The sequence below is a fragment of the Cerasibacillus sp. JNUCC 74 genome (genome assembly GCF_053667775.1).
Genome location: NZ_CM132207.1, coordinates 4,146,747 through 4,167,623, shown reverse-complemented (window position 1 = coordinate 4,167,623; position 20,877 = coordinate 4,146,747). Strand labels below are relative to the sequence as shown.

Annotated in this window: 17 protein-coding genes and 1 pseudogene; 10 read left to right on the top strand and 8 right to left on the bottom strand. The window is 33.7% G+C overall.

Annotation, left to right across the window (positions count from 1 at the left end):
* Nucleotides 1–8: 8 nt before the first annotated feature.
* Nucleotides 9–3,197: a DEAD/DEAH box helicase gene (locus JNUCC74_RS18355; RefSeq protein WP_454066420.1), complete on the top strand. Its 3,189-nt coding sequence runs from the start codon at nt 9–11 to the stop codon at nt 3,195–3,197.
* 113 nt (nt 3,198–3,310) lie between these two features.
* Here the strand turns inward: JNUCC74_RS18355 and JNUCC74_RS18350 are convergent, their stop codons facing one another.
* A complete protein-coding gene (locus JNUCC74_RS18350; RefSeq protein ID WP_441163014.1) occupies nt 3,311–3,847 on the bottom strand; it encodes a hypothetical protein in 537 nt (178 codons plus the stop codon).
* A gap of 241 nt (nt 3,848–4,088) precedes the next feature.
* Here JNUCC74_RS18350 and JNUCC74_RS18345 point away from each other — a divergent pair, with 241 nt between their 5' ends.
* From JNUCC74_RS18345 to JNUCC74_RS18335, 3 genes are all read left to right on the top strand, one after another.
* Nucleotides 4,089–4,331: a YesK family protein gene (locus JNUCC74_RS18345; RefSeq protein ID WP_100332646.1), complete on the top strand. Its 243-nt coding sequence runs from the start codon at nt 4,089–4,091 to the stop codon at nt 4,329–4,331.
* A 494-nt stretch (nt 4,332–4,825) separates the two neighbouring features.
* Nucleotides 4,826–5,071: an HNH endonuclease gene (locus tag JNUCC74_RS18340; RefSeq protein WP_332849204.1), complete on the top strand. Its 246-nt coding sequence runs from the start codon at nt 4,826–4,828 to the stop codon at nt 5,069–5,071.
* A gap of 25 nt (nt 5,072–5,096) precedes the next feature.
* Entirely contained in the window at nt 5,097–5,384 is a 288-nt protein-coding gene (locus tag JNUCC74_RS18335) for a nucleotidyltransferase family protein (protein ID WP_454066419.1), read from the top strand.
* 56 nt (nt 5,385–5,440) lie between these two features.
* Here JNUCC74_RS18335 and JNUCC74_RS18330 read toward each other — a convergent pair whose 3' ends face one another.
* The 3 genes from JNUCC74_RS18330 to JNUCC74_RS18320 all read right to left on the bottom strand — a co-directional run bounded on the left by JNUCC74_RS18330 (nt 5,441) and on the right by JNUCC74_RS18320 (nt 6,367).
* Nucleotides 5,441–5,638: a hypothetical protein gene (locus tag JNUCC74_RS18330; protein WP_100332643.1), complete on the bottom strand. Its 198-nt coding sequence runs from the start codon at nt 5,636–5,638 to the stop codon at nt 5,441–5,443.
* 99 nt (nt 5,639–5,737) lie between these two features.
* Nucleotides 5,738–6,091: an ankyrin repeat domain-containing protein gene (locus tag JNUCC74_RS18325; protein ID WP_454066418.1), complete on the bottom strand. Its 354-nt coding sequence runs from the start codon at nt 6,089–6,091 to the stop codon at nt 5,738–5,740.
* Nucleotides 6,092–6,157: 66 nt separating this feature from the next.
* Nucleotides 6,158–6,367, bottom strand: a complete 210-nt coding sequence (locus tag JNUCC74_RS18320; protein WP_454066417.1) for a hypothetical protein — start codon at nt 6,365–6,367, stop codon at nt 6,158–6,160.
* A 555-nt stretch (nt 6,368–6,922) separates the two neighbouring features.
* On the opposite strand from JNUCC74_RS18320, the gene JNUCC74_RS18315 reads away from it, so the two are divergent.
* The 5 genes from JNUCC74_RS18315 (at nt 6,923) to JNUCC74_RS18295 (ending at nt 12,157) form a co-directional block, all read left to right on the top strand.
* On the top strand, nt 6,923–7,162 hold the full coding sequence (locus tag JNUCC74_RS18315; protein WP_100332640.1) for a hypothetical protein: 240 nt from the start codon (nt 6,923–6,925) through the stop codon (nt 7,160–7,162).
* A gap of 248 nt (nt 7,163–7,410) precedes the next feature.
* Nucleotides 7,411–7,794, top strand: coding sequence for a hypothetical protein (locus JNUCC74_RS18310; RefSeq protein ID WP_454066416.1), 384 nt, complete (start codon nt 7,411–7,413; stop codon nt 7,792–7,794).
* A gap of 684 nt (nt 7,795–8,478) precedes the next feature.
* Nucleotides 8,479–8,967: a hypothetical protein gene (locus JNUCC74_RS18305; RefSeq protein WP_454066415.1), complete on the top strand. Its 489-nt coding sequence runs from the start codon at nt 8,479–8,481 to the stop codon at nt 8,965–8,967.
* A gap of 648 nt (nt 8,968–9,615) precedes the next feature.
* On the top strand, nt 9,616–10,641 hold the full coding sequence (locus JNUCC74_RS18300; RefSeq protein ID WP_454066414.1) for a restriction endonuclease: 1,026 nt from the start codon (nt 9,616–9,618) through the stop codon (nt 10,639–10,641).
* 22 nt (nt 10,642–10,663) lie between these two features.
* Entirely contained in the window at nt 10,664–12,157 is a 1,494-nt protein-coding gene (locus JNUCC74_RS18295) for an ATP-binding protein (RefSeq protein WP_454066413.1), read from the top strand.
* A gap of 101 nt (nt 12,158–12,258) precedes the next feature.
* Here JNUCC74_RS18295 and JNUCC74_RS18290 read toward each other — a convergent pair.
* From JNUCC74_RS18290 to JNUCC74_RS18275, 4 genes and pseudogenes are all read right to left on the bottom strand, one after another.
* Nucleotides 12,259–13,381, bottom strand: a protein-coding gene (locus tag JNUCC74_RS18290; RefSeq protein WP_454066412.1) for an IS3 family transposase whose coding sequence is annotated in 2 segments (ribosomal slippage) — nt 12,259–13,108 and nt 13,107–13,381 — 1,125 coding nt in all. Because the reading frame shifts where the segments join, the coding sequence is not laid out codon by codon here.
* Nucleotides 13,378–15,159 (bottom strand): IS1182 family transposase, encoded by a 1,782-nt coding sequence (locus JNUCC74_RS18285; RefSeq protein WP_454066411.1) that lies wholly within the window; start codon nt 15,157–15,159, stop codon nt 13,378–13,380. Before JNUCC74_RS18285 ends, JNUCC74_RS18290 begins: the two co-directional genes overlap by 4 nt.
* Nucleotides 15,160–15,466: 307 nt before the next feature.
* Nucleotides 15,467–16,516, bottom strand: a complete 1,050-nt coding sequence (locus tag JNUCC74_RS18280) for a 2,3-butanediol dehydrogenase (RefSeq protein WP_061786664.1) — start codon at nt 16,514–16,516, stop codon at nt 15,467–15,469.
* A 263-nt stretch (nt 16,517–16,779) separates the two neighbouring features.
* Nucleotides 16,780–17,901, bottom strand: a pseudogene (locus tag JNUCC74_RS18275) (IS3 family transposase).
* A 54-nt stretch (nt 17,902–17,955) separates the two neighbouring features.
* Here JNUCC74_RS18275 and JNUCC74_RS18270 point away from each other — a divergent pair.
* On the top strand, nt 17,956–20,871 hold the full coding sequence (locus JNUCC74_RS18270; protein WP_454066410.1) for a hypothetical protein: 2,916 nt from the start codon (nt 17,956–17,958) through the stop codon (nt 20,869–20,871).
* Nucleotides 20,872–20,877: the final 6 nt, after the last annotated feature.

Below are 20,877 nucleotides of genomic sequence, written 5' to 3'. Positions count from 1 at the left end.
GTGTAATTGTGCTTAAAAAAGGGGAAATTGTAGGAACTTCCTTTTGGCCAGAGCCGGTTCAAATTAAACATATTGAATCGATAGATGAAGATTTATATCTAGTAGAAGCAGTTGGACGAGAATCCAATCAATTCTTTGAAAACTATCTGGAGAGTTATCAGCTGTATGAAGTGGAGCGATATTCTGAAGAAGACGCATCGGACAATTTAAAGGATCGTTTTCAGCATTATTTGCAATATCATGTATTAAAAACGGAACGAGAATATTCCCAATCAAGAGCGCGTGGGAATAAGAATATGATCCCTCTTCCGCATCAAATCGAAGCTGTCTATAGCAAAATGCTTCAAGCTCCACAAGTACGTTTTCTGCTAGCGGATGATCCTGGTGCTGGTAAAACGATTATGTCAGGAATGCTAATTCGAGAACTAAAAGCCCGAAATATGGTTCGAAAAACATTAATTTTAGTACCACCTCTTGTGTTGAAACAGTGGCAAGCAGAGTTAAAAGAAAAATTTGATGAGGATTTTTTAATCATTACCCGTGATTATTTAAAAGCATCCGGTGAGATGAATCCATTTGAGATGCACCAACAAATCATTGTATCGATGTATTGGGCTTCTCGTGAGGACATTAAAAATATGATTATAAATGCTCAATTTGATTTAGTGATTGTGGATGAAGCGCATAAAATGGCAGCATATACCGTTGGTCAAAAGAAACGAAAAGTGAAGCGTACAAAAATGTTTCAACTTGGAGAAACTTTATTAAGGCATACAGAACACACCTTGCTATTAACCGCAACTCCGCATAAAGGAGACAAAGAGAATTTTCGTCACTTAATGAGTCTAATTGATCCGGATATATTTTCTAATCTCAATCGAGGGGACTCCATTTTTGAAAAAAGTAACCCTTATGTCATTCGTCGTTTAAAGGAAAATATGGTTAATTTTGATGGCACGCCGTTGTTCCCTAAACGTACGACAAAAACACTAGGATTTAACTTAAGTCCAGCAGAAATTGATTTATATGATGCGGTCACAGAATATGTTCGGCACTATTTTAATCGGGCGAAGAAAAACAATAAACCTAATGTTGCTTTTGCTATGATGATTTTACAAAGACGGTTAAGTTCTTCAACCGAAGCAATTTATCTTTCTTTAGTACGACGAAAAGAACGACTACAACGTGTATTAGAAACAGGGCAAAAAGCAGAACAAATCATGCTAGAATATGAAGATTACGAAGATATATCGTTAGAAGAACAGGAGTTACTAGAGGAATATGCCGAGGGTGAATTTGAAGAACTAGACTATGATGAATTACAAACAGAAATCGAAATGCTGGATCAATTGATTCGCAAAGCAAATGTAATCAGACAAAATGAAAATGAACGAAAATTTTTAGAGCTAGAAAAGACATTGTTTGGTGCAGGCGGTTTATTGGCAAAAGGTGAAAAAATCTTGATTTTTACTGAATCCAAAGATACATTAAATTATCTTGAGAAGAAACTAAAAGCCTATGTACCGGATATAGCTAAAATTGTTGGAGACTTTTCGATGGACCGAAGACAAGAGGAAGTCGAGAAGTTCCGAAATGACGTTCAAATTATGATTGCTACCGATGCAGGTGGTGAATCCATCAACTTACAATTTTGTAACCAAATGATAAATTATGATATTCCGTGGAATCCAAATCGATTGGAACAACGGATGGGGCGAATTCATCGTATTGGTCAGAAAAATGAAGTATTTGTATTTAACTTAGTTGCCACTAATACTCGTGAAGGTGATGTGTTAACAAGATTGTTAACGAAAATGGAACAAATGCGTGAAGACCTTGGACAAGATCTAGTCTATGACTTTGTTGGCGAAGTTCTAGAGGATAAACAAGCAGATTTATCTTCCGTTATGGAAAAAGCCATCTTAGATCGTGAAAATTTAGATGAAATCATCGAGCATATGGAAAAAACATTATCAGAAGAACATAAGCGACTGCTTGAACTTGCCCAAAATGAACGTTTAGACGACAATTTTGATTTGCCAGGTGCGAAGCGTTCATTTGATGAAGTATCCATGCATAGTGTTCCAACACGCTTTTATGGACGTTTTGTTGTTAATGGATTAAAAAATACTAGAACACGAATGAGTGTATCGAATGACCAAACCATAGCTCGGATTGATCGTTTCCCAAAACGTATTCGTGACTTTGCTCGTGATCAAAAGTTGATGTTTCAATTTGATAACTCCATACGCTTTGCTCTTACCTCAGCAAAAGAAACGGATAAACTCCCAATGATCGAGAACGATGATCCATTGTTTAACTTAGTCATGAAGTTAACCGCAAAAGAAATGCAGCAAACCATTCTGCCGTTATATGAAGTAAATGCTTCCATAACGGAACCAATGATTATGGAGTTAAATCAAGTTTCGATTATTGACGGTAATGGTAGAGAGCTGGAGCAGAAGTTGATGTTAACCGGTAAACGTGAAAATGGTGAGTTTGTCCAAATATCACCATACTTACTTTTTCACCAATCCTTAGAAGTAATCAAGACCTATGAGAATGAGGATCAAGATATTAAACGATATGTCATTCAACAAGCTAGAAAATTACTAAAAACTACACAAAGAAAGCGCGAGGAATACACTAATAGAAAACGTGTTTTCCTTAGAAAATCATTTGAAAATCAAATGGAGACTCTGCAAGAACGTTTACAAAAATATCAAGAGGAAAATGTCGGTGGTAAAAACAGTGCTTTAATTAATCAAACCTATACTCAAATAGATGAGATGGAAGATCGAAGTAAAGAACGTTTGAATGAGATAGATCGAGAACGTTCGATTCAATTAAAACCAGTAAAGCGAATTGCTCAATTTAAAGTAACGCCTACTAATGTAGAATGTGGTCGAGTTATATCAGATGATTATTTACATGTAATAGAAGAATATGAATTGAGTCAAGGTAGAATAAATATTCGAAAACAGCCTTCTTTCGGATTAATTGATTTTATTAGTGAAGAAGCAGATGGAGAAAGTCGTTTAATTGTCGTAACGAATGATATCAAACAATTCCAACGACAATCGGTAGAAGAGGATTATGAGGCTATTAAGAGTAAAGTGTATGTCTATGAAATCGTTGATAATAAAGTAAAAGAACATCACTTTATTCGAATTGTCCAACAGAAACTGCTTTTATAATAGTTAGTTGTTTATGAATTCAATAAAGAAAAATAAAATCCACCCGTTTAACTTTGTAGGAGAAGTTAGGGTGGATTTTTTGATCCACCTATAGTTCCATTCTAACAGAAACATCATTGTAGTTCATATTTTCCGTTTTGATACACTTTATAACTTTCGAGGGTACCAGAACCACCAGCTTCTTTCAGTTCTTTTGAATATAATGTTATCGTGTAATAAGAACCTTGTGCATCTTCTTCTAAGGAACCACCCATGTCATCAAAAATAATATCCTCATTATTTTCCATTTCTAATTCCTTTGCCAAATATTGAATTGCTTCACTTCCGCTAGAAAGATGAATGCTTTCTTCCTTTATTTGATTATTCGAAGGGTCTGCTTCTATATTACTATCATTGGTTTCGGACGTATTAGTATCATTTTCAATGGACTGGGTGCTATTTTTATTTACAGTGGTGTCTTCACTGTTTGAATTAGATCCATTCGATACAATTGGTTTTTCTGGATCTGTAGAATAATCATTTGGTTGTTCTTCTACGGTTTCTTCTGTGTCCTGTTCATTTGCTGCATCACTACTAGGTTCAGAACCACATGCGGTCATAACAGCTAAAATCATCGCTATTAATCCAGCTAGAAAGATTTTTTTCTTCAAGATCTATCACGACTCCTTTCCAGATTTGCAAACTTCATTATTTCAAAATTTATTTATATTTTCAACATCATATTTATAGATATTTATTACTATTTTTAACTATAAGAGTTGGAATTGAATACACATAACGCTAGATTTCAACAAGGCTCTAATCTTAGATATATATCTTCACTACCCATTATTTATACTTTAGTATGGAAGTAAGTATATATATTTTAAATAAAGGTAGGAGAAAGATAAAATGGATATTTTAATACCAATTTTGATAGGCTTTCTTGCGAATATGGTGGTATTTGTATTTAGTTTACTAATAGTAAAAGACAAAACAAGAGCTGCAAATATAACAATTGTATTCTTTGTGTCCGTTTTACTTAGTTCCTTTTTTATAGGTAGATGGATTGGAATGGGGTTAGGTGTTATTAGTTTTGGAATGCTGATATTTTCTGCATGTATGTATATTTATATTCTTAACGAACGCAAGTAGCGAAATAAATGACATAGAAGACTTTAAAGAAATTTCTTCAAAGACTTTTGAGTTTAATAGTATTCCATTTCTTCTCGAATGAATCTTATCAGTAATTGGATCTCTTTACTATCTAGGTTTGCTAATAATTCCATGACAATCTAGGCTTCTTCTGCAAATATTGCACTCCCTAGAATACTCTGTTTTAGCAGGTTTAATATCATTTACTATCATCAAATCTATCGACTTCTGAAAACAATCCTCAAGTTCAAATTTTAATTCTATATATGATCAAAAGATAGGTCCGAATCGTTAAACTCAACGATTAAATCAATATGCTTGATTCATTTTGCTATTCGCGACTATATGAACTGAACAACTCAATTCGCTTGACGCCATATTTTTGTTTCCATTTGTTCAAGTTTCTTGATAATTCAGCAAGGATTTTTTGCTGCGATAATATACCATTACCGCCATTTTTGATATAATATCCTCAGAAAAATTTAGTATTAATATTGAGTAAACCATATTTTGAAACATATTATTGCGTATTGGAAGATAATTGGAATGGAAATTATTTTGCCGGGATTATAAAGAACATCGCATACGTTGATACAATTGATCACAAAGTTTCCAGAGCAAAAGGCGGCTTAAGCACCCCACAAAACTGTGTTTGTACTTGCATTAAGTGCAATCAAGATAAAGATGACATGGAGTATGAGGAATTTATAGGTAGCGTAGAATTGAATGGACAGGTTTAAGTGGGCAAAAAATGAGGGATGAACGGTGTTATGTGACGTTCTTAAAGAAAAGCGTGAATTAATCATAAAAATTGGAAAGAAGCATGGGATTGATAACATACGAGTATTTGGCTCGGTAGCAAGATTGGAAGGTGGACAAAATAGCGACCATGATTTACTAGTTGATATTGATCCAGAAAGAAGTTTATTTGATCTGATTCGGTTTAAGCATGAACTGGAAGATATGCTTGGTATAAGTATTGATGTAGTTACAAAAAATGCCCTTCATTGGACTATAAGACAAGCTATATTAGCTGAAGCTGTTCAATTATGAATACAACAAGTAAAAGCCGGCCTTCACATTTGTTAGCTGAGATGTAGTCTCTCCAATCATTGCTCCCATTCCCCTCCACAATCAGGACACTGCCACTTCAGGGTTCGGTCTTCCTCACGACTATAAATTGCAATCTTTCGTGAACCGTGCGTCGCACTACCATAGTGATGACGTATTTTTTCCGGGATATCTTTTCCTTGCAGATCAGCATTGCAATATGGACAGAACTCTTTGTTATCTCTAGGTTTATTCATCAATTACCCACCTTTCATATGTAGAGTTGTTGATAACTGTGTTTCTCCCACTTCCTTGTTATACTATTATATCGGTAATTTTAGCTTCTGATTTAGTTACTAAACATACTCCTTAAGCAATTCTATTATTTCTGATTGATAATGGCCATCCCAGCCACTAGATGCCCTTTTAAAACAGGTAGTATCTGCTACTGCACCATGTTGTAATAGAAGTTCTGCAATATCATAAAAACCAAAATAGCAGGCAATGTGAAGTGCAGTTCTACCTAGTTTATCTTTCTTATTGACATCGACACCATGATGAATAAGCCTATTGGTAAATGTGAAATTATTTTCATGAACCGCCCAATATAAGAGGCTTTGTTCATTTATTTCCTCATTCACGTCATGTGTTTTTAAAAATACGTCTAAATCTGATACATTTTCATTTCGCAACAGCATGAAATAGTCCACTTCTGAACACCTCTTTCACTTTCAATAAATCTAAGAAAAAGAGTATTATTGGATACTATTCCACTCTTACTTCTTATGATTAAACCATTTATCCCACAGTTTATGAAACACGAAGTTGTACTTAATCATCACTCCATAACCAACAATTAAACCTAAAATTAAAAAAGGGTGTATTGGTTGATTTAAAATCAGATTTACAATAACTAAATAGGTTGCTGCTACATTCAGACTGATTGCCATCGCATTGATATAAAAAATAAGTTTAAAGAAGTCCATTTACTTCACCTTGCTTTGGATTCGTATGATTCATTATTACATACTAAGCTATTTACAATCTATTATGAAACAATAAATATCAAATGTATACTCCATTTCCTTAACTGGACAGTTCATGGTCATAAATGTCCAATTTAAAGGCATGAATAAGAACAATGCTTGATATTTAGTGGAATGGAGTGGGATATACAGTTTGTTTAGCCTATTTTTACTCCCACTTCGTTATTGTTAAGTGAAGCGTTATTTAGTTACACTAGCATTTTCCTTCTTTCAATTAACCTTATACATTCATAACATTCAAATTCAAAGATGTTTTAAAAAAATAGATTTTGAAGATAGTTACAAGAAGGCTTAAAATACAGAATGTTACAAGTTAGAATAATAATGTAATGATCATTTTTATTTACTTTTACCTAATCAATAACAAAATTAAAGGCCTTTTGGGTCCATAGAATTGGTTAAAAATCATCGGTAAGATGTGCGGCGATTACGATCGTTAGCACTCTTATCGATGTTTTTTATTTTATAAAAATGAATGAAATGGAGGAGTAGAACATGGAATCTTACTACGTCGTAAAAAGTACGAAGGAAAAGGATGAATTATTTACAGTAATTGATGCAGAGTCTTTAGAGGAGGTACAAGCTATTTTTCGAATCCGGTACAAAGAGGAAGTAGAGAAGATGGGAAGTGGTGATTCCTTCTATTTTTTCTCTGCAAAAGAGGAGTTAAAGTTTGATGAAAGTAATCGATTAATCTTTCCAGACGGGGGAATGATTGGTATGCATAGTATATAAGAAACAGAATAGGAGATGGCTGCTGTCAAAGGACAGTGGTCATCTCTTTTTGTTTCGAATGTTGGATACTATTAATCGTTTCCTATTTAATTTTTCTATATCAAACAAGCTCTCTTTATCCTATAAAAATAGACTTAGGTAAACGTTATAGATGATAGTAACTAGTCCTAGTAACGAGGATGTTTAGGACATAATGTCCTAAACATTTGAAATAGTTCTATGAGTTATTAACTGGAAAGATTTTTTATTTGGCGCATGTTACAATAGAAAAAATTTGTTTAATTCAAACAAGCGAAAAAACCAAAAGATTGATTTTGCTTAATGGGGTGAGTTTTTTGGAAAAGATATTTGTGAGATTGTGTAGTTGGTTAGGATTTATACTCTTATTACTTGCGGTATCAAGTGATTTTATCGGCGTTTCCTTACTAAGTTCACCCTTTATTACTTTTTATTTAATTAGTGTTATAGGTTTAATTGTCGCGTGTATGGGTTGGGTTTTATTAAGGTTTAATGAAGTTGATTCAATTACTAAAATAGTTGGGAAACTTGGCCTGTTAGGTAATTTAACCGTTGTCATTTTATTTTTTCCGCCACTCTTCCATTTTTGGGGAACATTCATTTTTGGTCCTTGACTCTCTATAATTCGTATAAAATTTGTCGAAATATAAGGCGGGCGTCAATTTATACGCTATTTCTATTGCCAGTAACTGTTCCAGTATGTGCTGTAGCTCTCATAGTTTTGTCTAAAATAATTCTTTTTGTTTCAAAGAGAACAAGCACACTCTAAAAGTTATAAATATATTGAGTGGTTTTAAATCTGTTTTACTATCGTAAGACTATTGTCAAAATTGGTCCAAAAAAATCATTGATATTAAGTCATTTTAGATTTTCTTAGAGTATTATTGTTGTGTATTTCGTGCGGATTTATATTGCAAAAAAGCGATAATATCAGGGATTGTTCGATGTAAGGGCTATGAGTTTGTTCATAACCTCAATTGGGTATGTTATGGTATACCCAATTAAGGTTATGAAACTGTAATTAGAAACACAAGAAAGACTATAGGTTACTGAGAATCAAACATAAATTGGATTGAAATTTATTCCAATTACGATCGAATGTAGATTAGGAATGGATTATTATCGGAATAGGACAAAAATTCATTCCAAACTTGAAAAGAATTTGACCGTCATAATAAAAGTATTTAATGGGAAATCGATAGGAATATAAAGTGCATTTATTCAAATAAATCAACAATAATTATTAGAATATGACCTTTTCAAAGTTATAATATTTAAAACTTTGAGGAGGTATGTCAATGTTAATTGAAGAGGTTATTGAAAGACTGAACGAAGGTCAAAAATTGGAAGAATTAGCAGAACAACTAGGAATGAGTCCAACACAATTAAAATTAAAATTAACTAATGCAGCTGTTGAATACGATGAAAAAAGTTTTGAGTGGGTGTATAGAGGTATTGTCAAAGAAAAATCACTAACAAGAGATATTACTAAAACGATTAAGCGGTTAAAAGAAGATAAACCTTACATTAAAGTAAAGGAAAATCGTAGAGATTACGGCGATGAAAATAGGGATAAGTATTTAACTCTATTTAGGGATTACTTAGAAATACATCAAGATTCACTTTCAGAAAAAAAGACGTTCTTTTTAACAGAAAATCTATATAAGACAATTAAGCAATTAAGCAAAGATAAATCTATGAAAATCAATGTGCTTGTAAACCTTTTATTAACCATGGGTTTAGATCATTATGGTATTGGTATTAAGCAGAATTCAGAGGAAGATTAATAAAACCCGAAATAAAGAATCTTGGTACAAGAACTTAGACTCTTTATCTAATTAGAATTTGCGATTCGTATAAATTACCTAACTAAACCTAAAGTTTTTACACAAATCCCGTACTGAGTTAAGTAAAAAAGTTTTTGTATAAAAAGATGAAAAATATATTTCGTATTTGTTTTTTCTTTCTACTCATACTAATTAGCTTTCACAAAAGCGTGCGGACTATCAGAAGAGATTACAACAGCCAGCATTTTAAAATGCTGGCTTATTGCAATTCATTAGACAACTAATTAAAGATGTAATATACATTATAACCTACTATAGAAATTTTTCTACTTATAAGTATCACGTAATATATTAGGATATCGATACGGTTTTAAATGATGAAATTGTGTTAAATGTTTGTGCTAAAGAGACAGTCAAAGAAATTTCTTGAGCTTTTACTTAATAATTAATGATAAGAAGGGGACATCTTTACAGGATGTTGCCTTCTTTTTGTATTCTTTCTAGTGGTATTTCTAGTATTTGAATATTTAGCGATAGCTCCCATACCATAATTTGGTTTATTAAGAATGTTATAATAGTATTTAAGAAGGGATAAGAAATTTAGGAAATGAATATGATTTGGATGGGTTTATCAGAGGAGGTTTTAAAATGACAGTTTGGTTATTTCGTGCAGGTAAACAAGGAGAATTTGAAAATAAATTCCTAGATGATGGAAGAGTCTATCTTACCTGGGATGACCTTAATATCAATCTAAAAATAATTGAATCTAAAGAAAGCCTATATAAAAGCTTAATACAACATTATGATCTGGATAAAGAAAAAACAGCAATAAATTGGGCTTCTCAAATTTGGCCTATAGCACATTCAATGGAACTTGGAGATTTAGTTGTATTGCCCTCTAAATTTAATCGTACTATACATATAGGTGAAGTTACGGGTGATTATGTGTATGATGAATTACTTGGAAGTCCCTATTATCATTATCGAAATGTAAACTGGATTGCAAAAGATATACCAAGGGATCGTTTTGATCAGGATATATTATATTCACTAGGAGCCTTTATGACGGTATGCAAAATACATAGAAATAATGCAGAAGAACGTATAAGAGCAATGCGTAACAATAATTGGTATGTACCAAAAAATAAGAATGTGAAGGAACTAGTAGAGGAGAATGAAGAAACGGTTTCGATTGATTTAGAAGAATATATTTATGACCAAATTTCTGAGAGGATTATTCAACGATTTAAAGGACATAAGATGGAAAACTTGGTTGAGGAAATCTTGAAAGCAAAAGGATTTACTACGTATAGAAGTCCAGAGGGTGCGGATCACGGTGTAGATATACTAGCGGCTTCCAATACACTTGGTTTTGGAGATCCAAAAATTTGTGTTCAAGTAAAAACATCTGACACGCCTCTTGATAGACCTACTCTGGACCAATTAATTGGAACTATGAGCAATTATAGTGCTGAATTCGGCTTGTTAGTTTCATGGAGTGGATTTAAATCATCTGTTACGAAAGAAATTCCTAAGCAGTTCTTTAAAGTTCGTCTTTGGGACTCGAAAACTATTATTCAACAAATCTTTGAGAACTACGAAAAGCTTAGTGATGAAATTAAGAAGGAGATTCCTATTAAGAGGGTTTGGATGTTGGATAGTGAAGTAGAATAAAACCAATCTTAGAGGTGATAAAATGTCAACACCGGGAATTGGAGATCCATACTGGTACGAATGGTACGTGGGCTTACAACGAGTTATAGAAATGATTAATCCGGATAGCAATATTTCATATGTGATTTTTCAATCAGATATTCATAATACGATTGATGATGTAGTTGTTGGAATTGGCAATATTGAAGAAGTGTGTTTTCAAGTTAAGCATGAGGTTGGAGATGCAGGAAAGGGAAATCTTACATTTTCAAAATTAATAGAAACAACTACTAGGGGAAGTGGAAGTACCAAAATTAGTTTAATAAGAGCATTAGCAAGTGGTTGGAAAGAAGCTAGGGAAAATGGTGTTAAGACTATTACACCCGTCTTATATACCAATAGAAGTTTAGGGATAAATAGAACTACACGAACTTTTGATGGTGAGAAGTATAGTGCTTTACCTTTAAATGAATTTATTCAAGTAATAAAGTCATATATAGAACAATCAAAATCAATTGTGGAAATTGAAAAATTAATTGATGATAGAGATTTAGCAGTGCAGTGGAATGAATTTAAATCATCAATAGGTGAAGAATTTTTAGAATTAGGTTTTTTAAAATCATTTGTAATGAGAAGTAATGAAGGTTCATTAGAGGAATTAGAAAATTCTATGCTGAAATCTCTACAAGATACATTTAATTGTAATTTAATGATTGCTAAAGGGTTGTTTGATAAGCTTTGTTCCAATCTCAGGATTTGGACAACTACTAGAAGGGGAAATAAAGTAAAAGTAACACTAGAGGATGTTTATGATGCTCTATCACTAAATTTTGATAAAGAGCATGGTGAGCATGAATTACCTTTTCCGACGCCATTTTTTAAAAGCCGTGAAGAATTTGCTGAAAATGTAATTAGAAATATAAAAGAAAAGGATCGGAAGGTAGTTTGGATATCCGGTGATCCGGGAAGTGGTAAAACTAGCCTTATAAGTTATTTACAATTAAAACATAACCTTTTTAATGCTAGATATCATACTTTTAAACCGATTTCTCCCGAACAAAGATTTTATGATGTTGATTCAGGTTTATGTAAGCCAGAATCTTTATGGAATGATTTATTGATTCAATTAAGAAGATACTTTAAAGGAGAATTAAAAAAATATAATGTTCCAATTACTAACGCATTATGTTCCGTTGAACAAATGAGAAAAGAGGTTATTCGTTTAGCTGAAATTTTATATAAAAAAACAGTTGAAAAAGTAATCATTTGTATTGATGGTATCGATCATGCAGCGAGAGCAAATAATGAGATAATTTTTTTGCATAGTTTATTCAGCCCAGATGAAATTCCAGAAGGTGTGGTATTTGTAATTGTAGGTCAACCAGCTCAATTATATGAACAATATCCATTTTGGATAAAAACAGATACAGAAAATGTGGAACATTTACAGATGCCACCTCTGTTAAAAGAAGATATTAAAGAATTAAAGTGGACCCCATCGTCAAGACAACTTTTTTATAAATTTAAGGTGCATTGAGTTTTGCTCCTTCCCATCTTGCCAACCATGCCTTTCATGTGACAGGTTCTGTCGCATGAAAGATAATTTCTCAAAGATGGGAAGGGCAATGACGAACCTGTTTAATTAAAATAAACTGATGATGGTGTTTTATAATCTAGCGATTGATGAGGGCGATTGTAATTATAAAAATCAATGTAATCTCTTATATTTATTCTAGCCTCCCTTGGACTTTCATAATCTTTTAGATATACTTCTTCGTACTTTATGTTGCGCCAAAAACGTTCTATGATAATATTGTCCAAAGCACGTCCTTTACTGTCCATGCTGATTTGAACTTCCTTAGAGTTTAGTAGATTGATATATTTGGGACTGGTAAAATGGCTGCCTTGATCACTATTAAAGATAACGGGTTTAGCTATAGAGAAGGTCCTTTGAACGGCATCTAGGATAAATCCAATTTCTAGGGATTGATCCAGCTCCCAGCTAATGACATAGCGGGAATACCAGTCAATAACCGCTGCTAAGTACATCCAGCTTCGTTGGAGTCGAATGTAGGTAATGTCAATGCTCCAAACGTGATTTGGATAGTTAATGTTCACTCCTTTCAGTAAATATGGATAAATTCGATGTTGTAGATTCCGTTTACTTAAATTTGGACCCGGATAAACAGCTTGAATCCCCATTTCTCGCATGTGACGTTGTACTCTTTTGCGATTGATATTCACTCCTTCTTGGTTTAGCAGTGCTGTTATCCTACGAGACCCATAAAATGGGTATTTTGTATAAATTTCATCGATACGGTGCTTGATGGCTACATCTTCTGCTGAAGGCCCGACTGGTTTATAATAAAGGCTTGAACGGTTAAGGCTTAATAGCTCTGCCTGTTTTGTAATGGATAATTCTGAGTCTTGCCATTCGATCATATTCACACGTTCTTGCCTAGTTGTGGTAGATGCCAGATTTTTTTTTGAGCCACGACAATTGCGTGGTTAATCGGCCTACTTCAGCGTATAGATTTTCAATTTGTTCTTCATAATCAGCTTTCATCTTTTCTTGATCCTTGTTCTGCTTTTGAAACAGTTGCGGCATTTGTTCTAGAAATTGTGTTTTCCATTTCCGCAGCTGATTAACATGAATCCCATATTCAGAGGACAGCTCAGTTAAAGACTTCTCTTCCTTAAGAATTTCCAATACAACTTGTGCTTTAAATTCTGGTGAATATCGTTTCCTTTTTTGTTTCATAAACCTACCTTAACATATCCTTTCTTGCTGTCTAAAATCTTGGGTCCATTATACACATTCCTAAAAACTCTAGTACAAATACTTAAGAAATAATAAAAAAGAGGCTGGGACATAACTAGCCGAAAACAGTAATTAAAAAGGATCCAAGCAATCAAAACTTTGCTAGGATCCTTTTTTGAGTCAAATTTATCATTATCGGTCTCTAGATTGGGGTTGTTGACGGTGAACTTTCTCAAGTTCACCGCCATCAATGCAAAGCCTAATTCATTGGTCACCTTCTGTTTTCCCCTGACGGAAAAACGAGTGAAACCCAAATTAGCCTTCAGAAATCCGAACACTGGTTCCACGTCTATTTTGCGTTTCCCGTAAATTTCACCAGTTTTTTCGTCTGAAAGCTTGGTACGTACATATTCTTTTTGAGACTCCCACTTTTCATTGATGAAGACTTTTCGGGTGTTTCCTTCTTTTGCTTTCGTGCATAGATTGCGGAGTGGACAACCTGAACAGTCCTCACATTCGTAGACTTTAAATTCTCGTTTGAATCCGTATCTATCTGTTCGTTTCGAATGGTGGCTAAATCGTACTTTTCTTCCGTTTGGACATAGATATGCATCCTCTTCTTCGTCGTATTCCCAGTTGTCTACATGAAAAGCATTCTCTTTGTGTTTCTTTTTCTTCTCCTTTCGATACTGATTGTACGTAATAAGTGGAATTCTATTTCGATTTTCGATAATATCTTCATAATTCTGTTCGCTACCGTATCCTGCGTCCGCCACAATATGATCCGGCAGTTCAAAAAAGTGTTCTTCAATGGTATCGAGAAAAGGGATCAACGTGCGTGTATCCGTTGGGTTCGGGAAAACATCGTAAGCAAGTGCGTATTGACCTTCCGTCGCTATCTGTACATTATAACCAGCTTTCCATTGACCGTTCTTCATGTAGTCGTCCTTCATGCGCATAAATGTCGCATCCGGATCCGTCTTGGAGTAGCTATTGCGGTCACCGAATATCTCCATATCTTCTTCATATTTTTGTTTACGCACGATGAAATCTGAAAACTGCTTCCGAGCTTGTTTTGGAATTTTGCGTTCCGAACGGATTTTTTTACGCTCGCTGCCAACTTCACAAGCGTCTATTCTTTCATCGTATTCCTCGATTTTTTCGCCTAACTTTTCTACTACTTTTTCCATCTCTTGAACGGATAATTCTTCATTGTTTTCTCGCTCGATTGCTGGAATAATTTCTTTTTCTAACAACTCCTCGTAAAGCTGATTCGACTTTTCCGTCAGCTTGTCACTATATTTTTCGGTGGACTTCCTCCAAACAAAGGTAAACTTATTGGCGTTGGCTTCAATCTTCGTTCCATCAATAAAAATTGCTTCTTCCTCTATCAATTCCTTCTCCACTAATTGATTTCTAAACTGTACGAAGCATTCACGGAGGATGTCTTCGATGAGGGGATTGGAACGAAAGCGATTAATGGTGCGGTAGGTTGGTTCGTAACCCTGCGCTAGCCACATCATACGAACACTGTCCTGTAATAAGGCTTCTATTTTACGACCGGAAAAGACGGACTGCGTATACCCGCACAATATAACTTTTAACATCATCCGTGGATGATAGGCTGGTCGACCGGTTTGACGTACAAATTCTTGGAATACTTCATCAGGAATACTTTCTACTAAATCATGTATCGCAAAAGCAATATCATTTTCTTGTAATTTAATCTCCAAATCCAGCGGCAAAACAACTTGATTCATGGTATAATGTTTAAACATAAGGACACCTCTTTTGTGATTAATTATTGTATGGTAACTTTAATTTTATCAAAAGGTGTCCTTTCTATTTACTGGGGTTTTGTCCCAGCCTCTTTTTTATCAGCATAAGAGAGCACTTGCTTTAAATGCAAGGTAAATTTGATTTTGAGTAGTATTGTCTTGAGATTCATACTTGTTAGCACAATTTGTATAAGTTAATAAAACATACAACTATTTCGGAGAAAGTAAACATAATAAGTCCATTATTGATAATCAAATTCCAATTACAATTAACCGGAATCCTATAATAAGATTCCGGTTAATTAAACTACTCAGCTTTTACTAAGATTTTTATATGATTTCTTTCTTTTAGTAGACCTTCGAATCCTTCTTCTATTACTTCATCAAGTGTGATACGTTTCGTTATTAATTTATCTGCAGGGAAGTAACCTTGTGCCATTAAACTAATAACAGCTGGAAACACATCACGGTATCCGATAATTCCTGCTAAAGTACGTTCTTTCAACACGATATTTTGTGGGTGAATCGGAGCCTCTGTTTCAAAAATACTAACAATCATTGTTTCTCCATTAAATTTGGTTGAATTGATAGCTTGTTTTAAAACAGGTGGTACCCCAGTGACTTCATAAGCAACATCTACCCCGCCACTTGTAAGCTCTTGAATTTGTTGTACGGCATCACCATTATTTGGATCAATTGCGATGGCTCCAAGCTCTTCTGCCTTTTGTCTACGTTGTTCAGATAATTCAACTGCATAGATTTCTGCTGCACCTGCTGCTTTTAAGGCTTCAATCACTAATAAACCAATTGGACCAGTTCCAAATACGGCTGCTTTATCACCAACTTGTAGTTTACTTTGTTTCACAGCATGAAGAGCAACAGCTGACGGTTCAACAAGTGCACCTTGTTCATATGATACATTCTCTGGAAGTTTATGCAGCATGTGTTCTGGAACAGAAGTGAATTCAGAAAACCCACCGCCACCGCCAGCAAGACCATAGAATCCCATATCTGCGCAAAGATTATATTTCCCTTGTTTACAAGCATCACATTTTCCGCAATTATAAATTGGTTCTACTGTAACACGATCACCAACTTGTACTTTGGTTACACCTTCACCAATTTCAACAACTTGTCCAGAAAATTCATGCCCCATAACAATCGGAGCTTTATCTCCAGTTAATGGATGTGGTGTTTCCTTAGGAATAAAAATTGGGCCGGCTGTATATTCGTGTAAATCGCTTCCACAAATTCCACACCACTCAACTTTAAGTTTTACTTCACCTTTTTTTACAGTAGGTTCTTCGATATTTTCTAGTCTTAAATCTTTAGCATTATGCCATCTTAACGCTTTCATCTGAAATTCATCTCCTAACGTAAACGGTTATGTTAAAAACTATTTCAATACTATTATAATATATTTTGAGTGGAAATTTAAAGTGGACCCCATCGTCAAGACAACTTTTTTATAAATTTAAGGTGCATTGAGTTTTGCTCCTTCCCATCTTGCCAACCATGCCTTTCATGTGGCAGGTTCTGTCAAGGGCGTATTCTCCCTTGACAGGTTCTGTCGCATGAAAGATAATTTCTCAAAGATGGGAAGGGCAATGACGAACCTGTTTAATTAAAATAAACTGATGATGGTGTTTTATAATCTAGCGATTGATGAGGGCGATTGTAATTAAAAAATCAATGTAATCTCTTATATTTATTCTAGCCTCCCTTGGACTTTCATAATCTTTTAGATATACTTCTTCGTACTTTATGTTGCGCCAAAAACGTTCTATGATAATATTGTCCAAAGCACGTCCTTTACTGTCCATGCTGATTTGAACTTCCTTAGAGTTTAGTAGATTGATATATTTGGGACTGGTAAAATGGCTGCCTTGATCACTATTAAAGATAACGGGTTTAGCTATAGAGAAGGCCCTTTGAACGGCATCTAGGATAAATCCAATTTCTAGGGATTGATCCAGCTCCCAGCTAATGACATAGCGGGAATACCAGTCAATAACCGCTGCTAAGTACATCCAGCTTCGTTGGAGTCGAATGTAGGTAATGTCAATGCTCCAAACGTGATTTGGATAGTTAATGTTCACTCCTTTCAGTAAATATGGATAAATTCGATGTTGTAGATTCCGTTTACTTAAATTTGGACCCGGATAAACAGCTTGAATCCCCATTTCTCGCATGTGACGTTGTACTCTTTTGCGATTGATATTCACTCCTTCTTGGTTTAGCAGTGCTGTTATCCTACGAGACCCATAAAATGGGTATTTTGTATAAATTTCATCGATACGGTGCTTGATGGCTACATCTTCTGCTGAAGGCCCGACTGGTTTATAATAAAGGCTTGAACGGTTAAGGCTTAATAGCTCTGCCTGTTTTGTAATGGATAATTCTGAGTCTTGCCATTCGATCATATTCACACGTTCTTGCCTAGTTGTGGTAGATGCCAGATTTTTTTTTGAGCCACGACAATTGCGTGGTTAATCGGCCTACTTCAGCGTATAGATTTTCAATTTGTTCTTCATAATCAGCTTTCATCTTTTCTTGATCCTTGTTCTGCTTTTGAAACAGTTGCGGCATTTGTTCTAGAAATTGTGTTTTCCATTTCCGCAGCTGATTAACATGAATCCCATATTCAGAGGACAGCTCAGTTAAAGACTTCTCTTCCTTAAGAATTTCCAATACAACTTGTGCTTTAAATTCTGGTGAATATCGTTTCCTTTTTTGTTTCATAAACCTACCTTAACATATCCTTTCTTGCTGTCTAAAATCTTGGGTCCATTATAATTGATAGAACAAAAAGGCATAAAGCTCAATATAGATATTAATATTTTATCTGAATTTATTTATGAAAAAACCCTTGGAAATAATTTATCAGTAGCATTTGCAATAGAAGAAGCTAGATATTGTACTACACTTGATGACTTTAAAAGAATATTAGATGAAAAATATGTGAGTGGTGATATTACAAATTACTATGGTCATATATGGAAATATGTAACAGATTATTTAAATAAAAAGAACTTAGGATTTCCCTTTCCGGATAAAGTAGTAGCAAGTGCGATTATTTTATTAAATGGAAGAGTCAATTCCGAGATATTAAGTAAAGCAATTAAAGTGAATTTACAAAAAGATGATTGGGATGAATTATTAGAGTTACTATTTCCTTTGGTACAGAAAATAAGTAATGATGAATACGCAATATTTCATAATGATTTTAGAGTTTTTTTAATGGCTAATAACAGCAGCGGTGCTAAGTATAGGAGTATTGCATTTCAATTAGCTGAATATTTTATGGGGGATAATTATAGTTTATCAAGTTTAAATAACTTAATACCCTTATTAATCAGTGCAGATAGGAAGGATTTAATATCAGGAGTTTTTAATGTAGATTATGTAATTCACTCGCTGGCCAATGGTTTGTCGAGAAGGAGATTGCAAGAATATGGATCCTTGGCTTACCAATCTGCCATAGAATCTAGGGATTGGGGAAGATATCATAGTGTTTATCTTGCGATACACACTATGTACCAGCATTATCGTTATTATGAGTATTATGAAAAAGAATATAAATTAGAAGATAAATCTTATGTGAAGACAATAAGCACTTATGAATTAAAAGCAGATGATTTAAGACGAGAAAATCTAGAAAACTATCTACTCATGTTGAAATTTTGTATAGATTTATTATCTTATAAAGATCCTGTATCTTATTCTAGAGCAAGCTCAATTTTTAATCTATGGATGAAGGATCTCACACCGTCATCATTTGTTAGAACAATTCTATCAGAAGAAGAAAGTGTGTTATGGGATCAAAATTTGTTAGATGAAATAGTAACTAATTGGGCATATTTAGCTGTTAAATTTAACAAGGGGTTTACTAAGATAGATAAATCTAAGCAAACGGACGAAGAAATTCGTGTTTCTTTACTATTTAATGACACTTACTTTGAAAATTTAATTATAATGAACGAAACTGATAAGGCGCTTGAAACTATTTATAATGGTGGTGTTTCTTACAACTGTATAGAAAAGAATCTAATGAATATTTTATTTAATAAGCAGATTGACAACTATAATAAGATTTTAGTAAGTATAGCTGAAGAAAGAGAAACTTCAAATGATGTCTTATTAGCCCATGTCTGCTTAATAATTAATAATCAGATTCCACCAGTATTAGATTTAAAAGGGATAGAGAAGATTAAATATATTACGAATGATACTAGTTTTAAAGCTATACTCCTATCAATTATAGTAGGCTACCAAGAGTATAATAAGGATATTTTAGTGGGTCTTGGTGTCATAAATAATTTAATACAGGATGTTGAAAAAAGAGATGAAGATAAAGACTTCCGATATTTAAGAAATCTGACCCGTCATGGTTTTTTGATAGGTAGAGCTATAAGAGAGTTTAATAATGATAAAAACACAAGCACTAATACAAGAAATCTATTAATAAAAAGCTATAAGGACTTTTTTGAGTATGAGACCCGTGGAGTAAGAACCTTTAATTATAATGAAGGATTTAAGTTACTGTTGTATATATCTTTAAACCAATGTAATCTTTTAACAACAATCGAAACAGAGTACCTTTACAACTTATTAAGAACACATTTGTTTGATAGAAATCTATTAGGAATGCATTATAAGGCTATTATTTTGGACTTTTTAACTAAAAATGAAAAAAATGATACAGTACGAGAATACCTATTAGAATTATACGGGGAAAATGGTGAAAAGCTGTTCATAGAAAGTAATTATGAAGAAACGCATGAGTGTTTTAGAAAATATGGAAAAATCGTAGTTCCTGAACTCATGGATGAAATTGATAAAAAGCTACAATGGGATGTTGTTAGCTATGTAGATCATAAAGAATATGCCTTATGGCCACTATTAAAGTATTTCAAAAAGATCATTAAAAAGTATCCTAATGAATGGCAGTCTAGAGGTTTAGAACTATATCAGTTATCTAGCATAGCAGATATTAAAGGGAGTAATAGAGCTTCGTATGATATAAAAAAAGAAATTGCTTCAGCCGCAGCAAAATGCGGAATTAATGACATATGGAAGTTGAGGCAACAAGATGAAGAGTTCCGTTTTTCGCTAGATATAATGTATGACCAGCTCTTTGAGATGGTGGAAAACTCGACAGACATTGAAGAAATAATTTCGATTTGGATATTAAGTTGTGGAATATTATCTTGGTACAACAATGAAGACAGGATAGGATTAAAGAATATTTATTTTAAATGTGTAAACAAGGGAAAAAAGATACAAGTTGATGAAATAGAGAGTTTATTAGCACATTTATCACCAGAACACGTAAAAATTGCACTGCATCAAGAAAATAAGCATGATTATGAAGTACAAAACCAAAGAGAGTTTAGTCAAAAGAGAAAATTGGAGAAAGAGAAATTAGAATCAAGCCTAAATGAAATGAATACAGATGAGATTATTCACTTTTTGGAATATGAACAGGATCCATTTATTAAGTGGGATTCTATTGATATTGCTTGGGATATAATCGAAAAGCGCGATGAAAACTCTAAAAAAATAGCTTCAAAATTCATGGAATTTACTCTAACTAGACTAGAAAATTATGCTTGGGAACAGTCCGGATGCACAAATATTGTCGAAAAACTTGTAGATGTATTTGAAGAGGATATTTTGTGGGTTTTGGCTGACTATAATAAAAAAATCTAGATGATA

Coding starts and splice junctions, on each gene's coding strand:
- JNUCC74_RS18285 (WP_454066411.1), bottom strand. CDS start 15,159: ATGTTTAAACATTATACCATGAATCAAGTTGTTTTGCCGCTGGATTTG.
- JNUCC74_RS18295 (WP_454066413.1), top strand. CDS start 10,664: ATGTCAACACCGGGAATTGGAGATCCATACTGGTACGAATGGTACGTG.
- JNUCC74_RS18345 (WP_100332646.1), top strand. CDS start 4,089: ATGGATATTTTAATACCAATTTTGATAGGCTTTCTTGCGAATATGGTG.
- JNUCC74_RS18330 (WP_100332643.1), bottom strand. CDS start 5,638: ATGAATAAACCTAGAGATAACAAAGAGTTCTGTCCATATTGCAATGCT.
- JNUCC74_RS18315 (WP_100332640.1), top strand. CDS start 6,923: ATGGAATCTTACTACGTCGTAAAAAGTACGAAGGAAAAGGATGAATTA.
- JNUCC74_RS18300 (WP_454066414.1), top strand. CDS start 9,616: ATGACAGTTTGGTTATTTCGTGCAGGTAAACAAGGAGAATTTGAAAAT.
- JNUCC74_RS18305 (WP_454066415.1), top strand. CDS start 8,479: ATGTTAATTGAAGAGGTTATTGAAAGACTGAACGAAGGTCAAAAATTG.
- JNUCC74_RS18280 (WP_061786664.1), bottom strand. CDS start 16,516: ATGAAAGCGTTAAGATGGCATAATGCTAAAGATTTAAGACTAGAAAAT.
- JNUCC74_RS18320 (WP_454066417.1), bottom strand. CDS start 6,367: ATGGACTTCTTTAAACTTATTTTTTATATCAATGCGATGGCAATCAGT.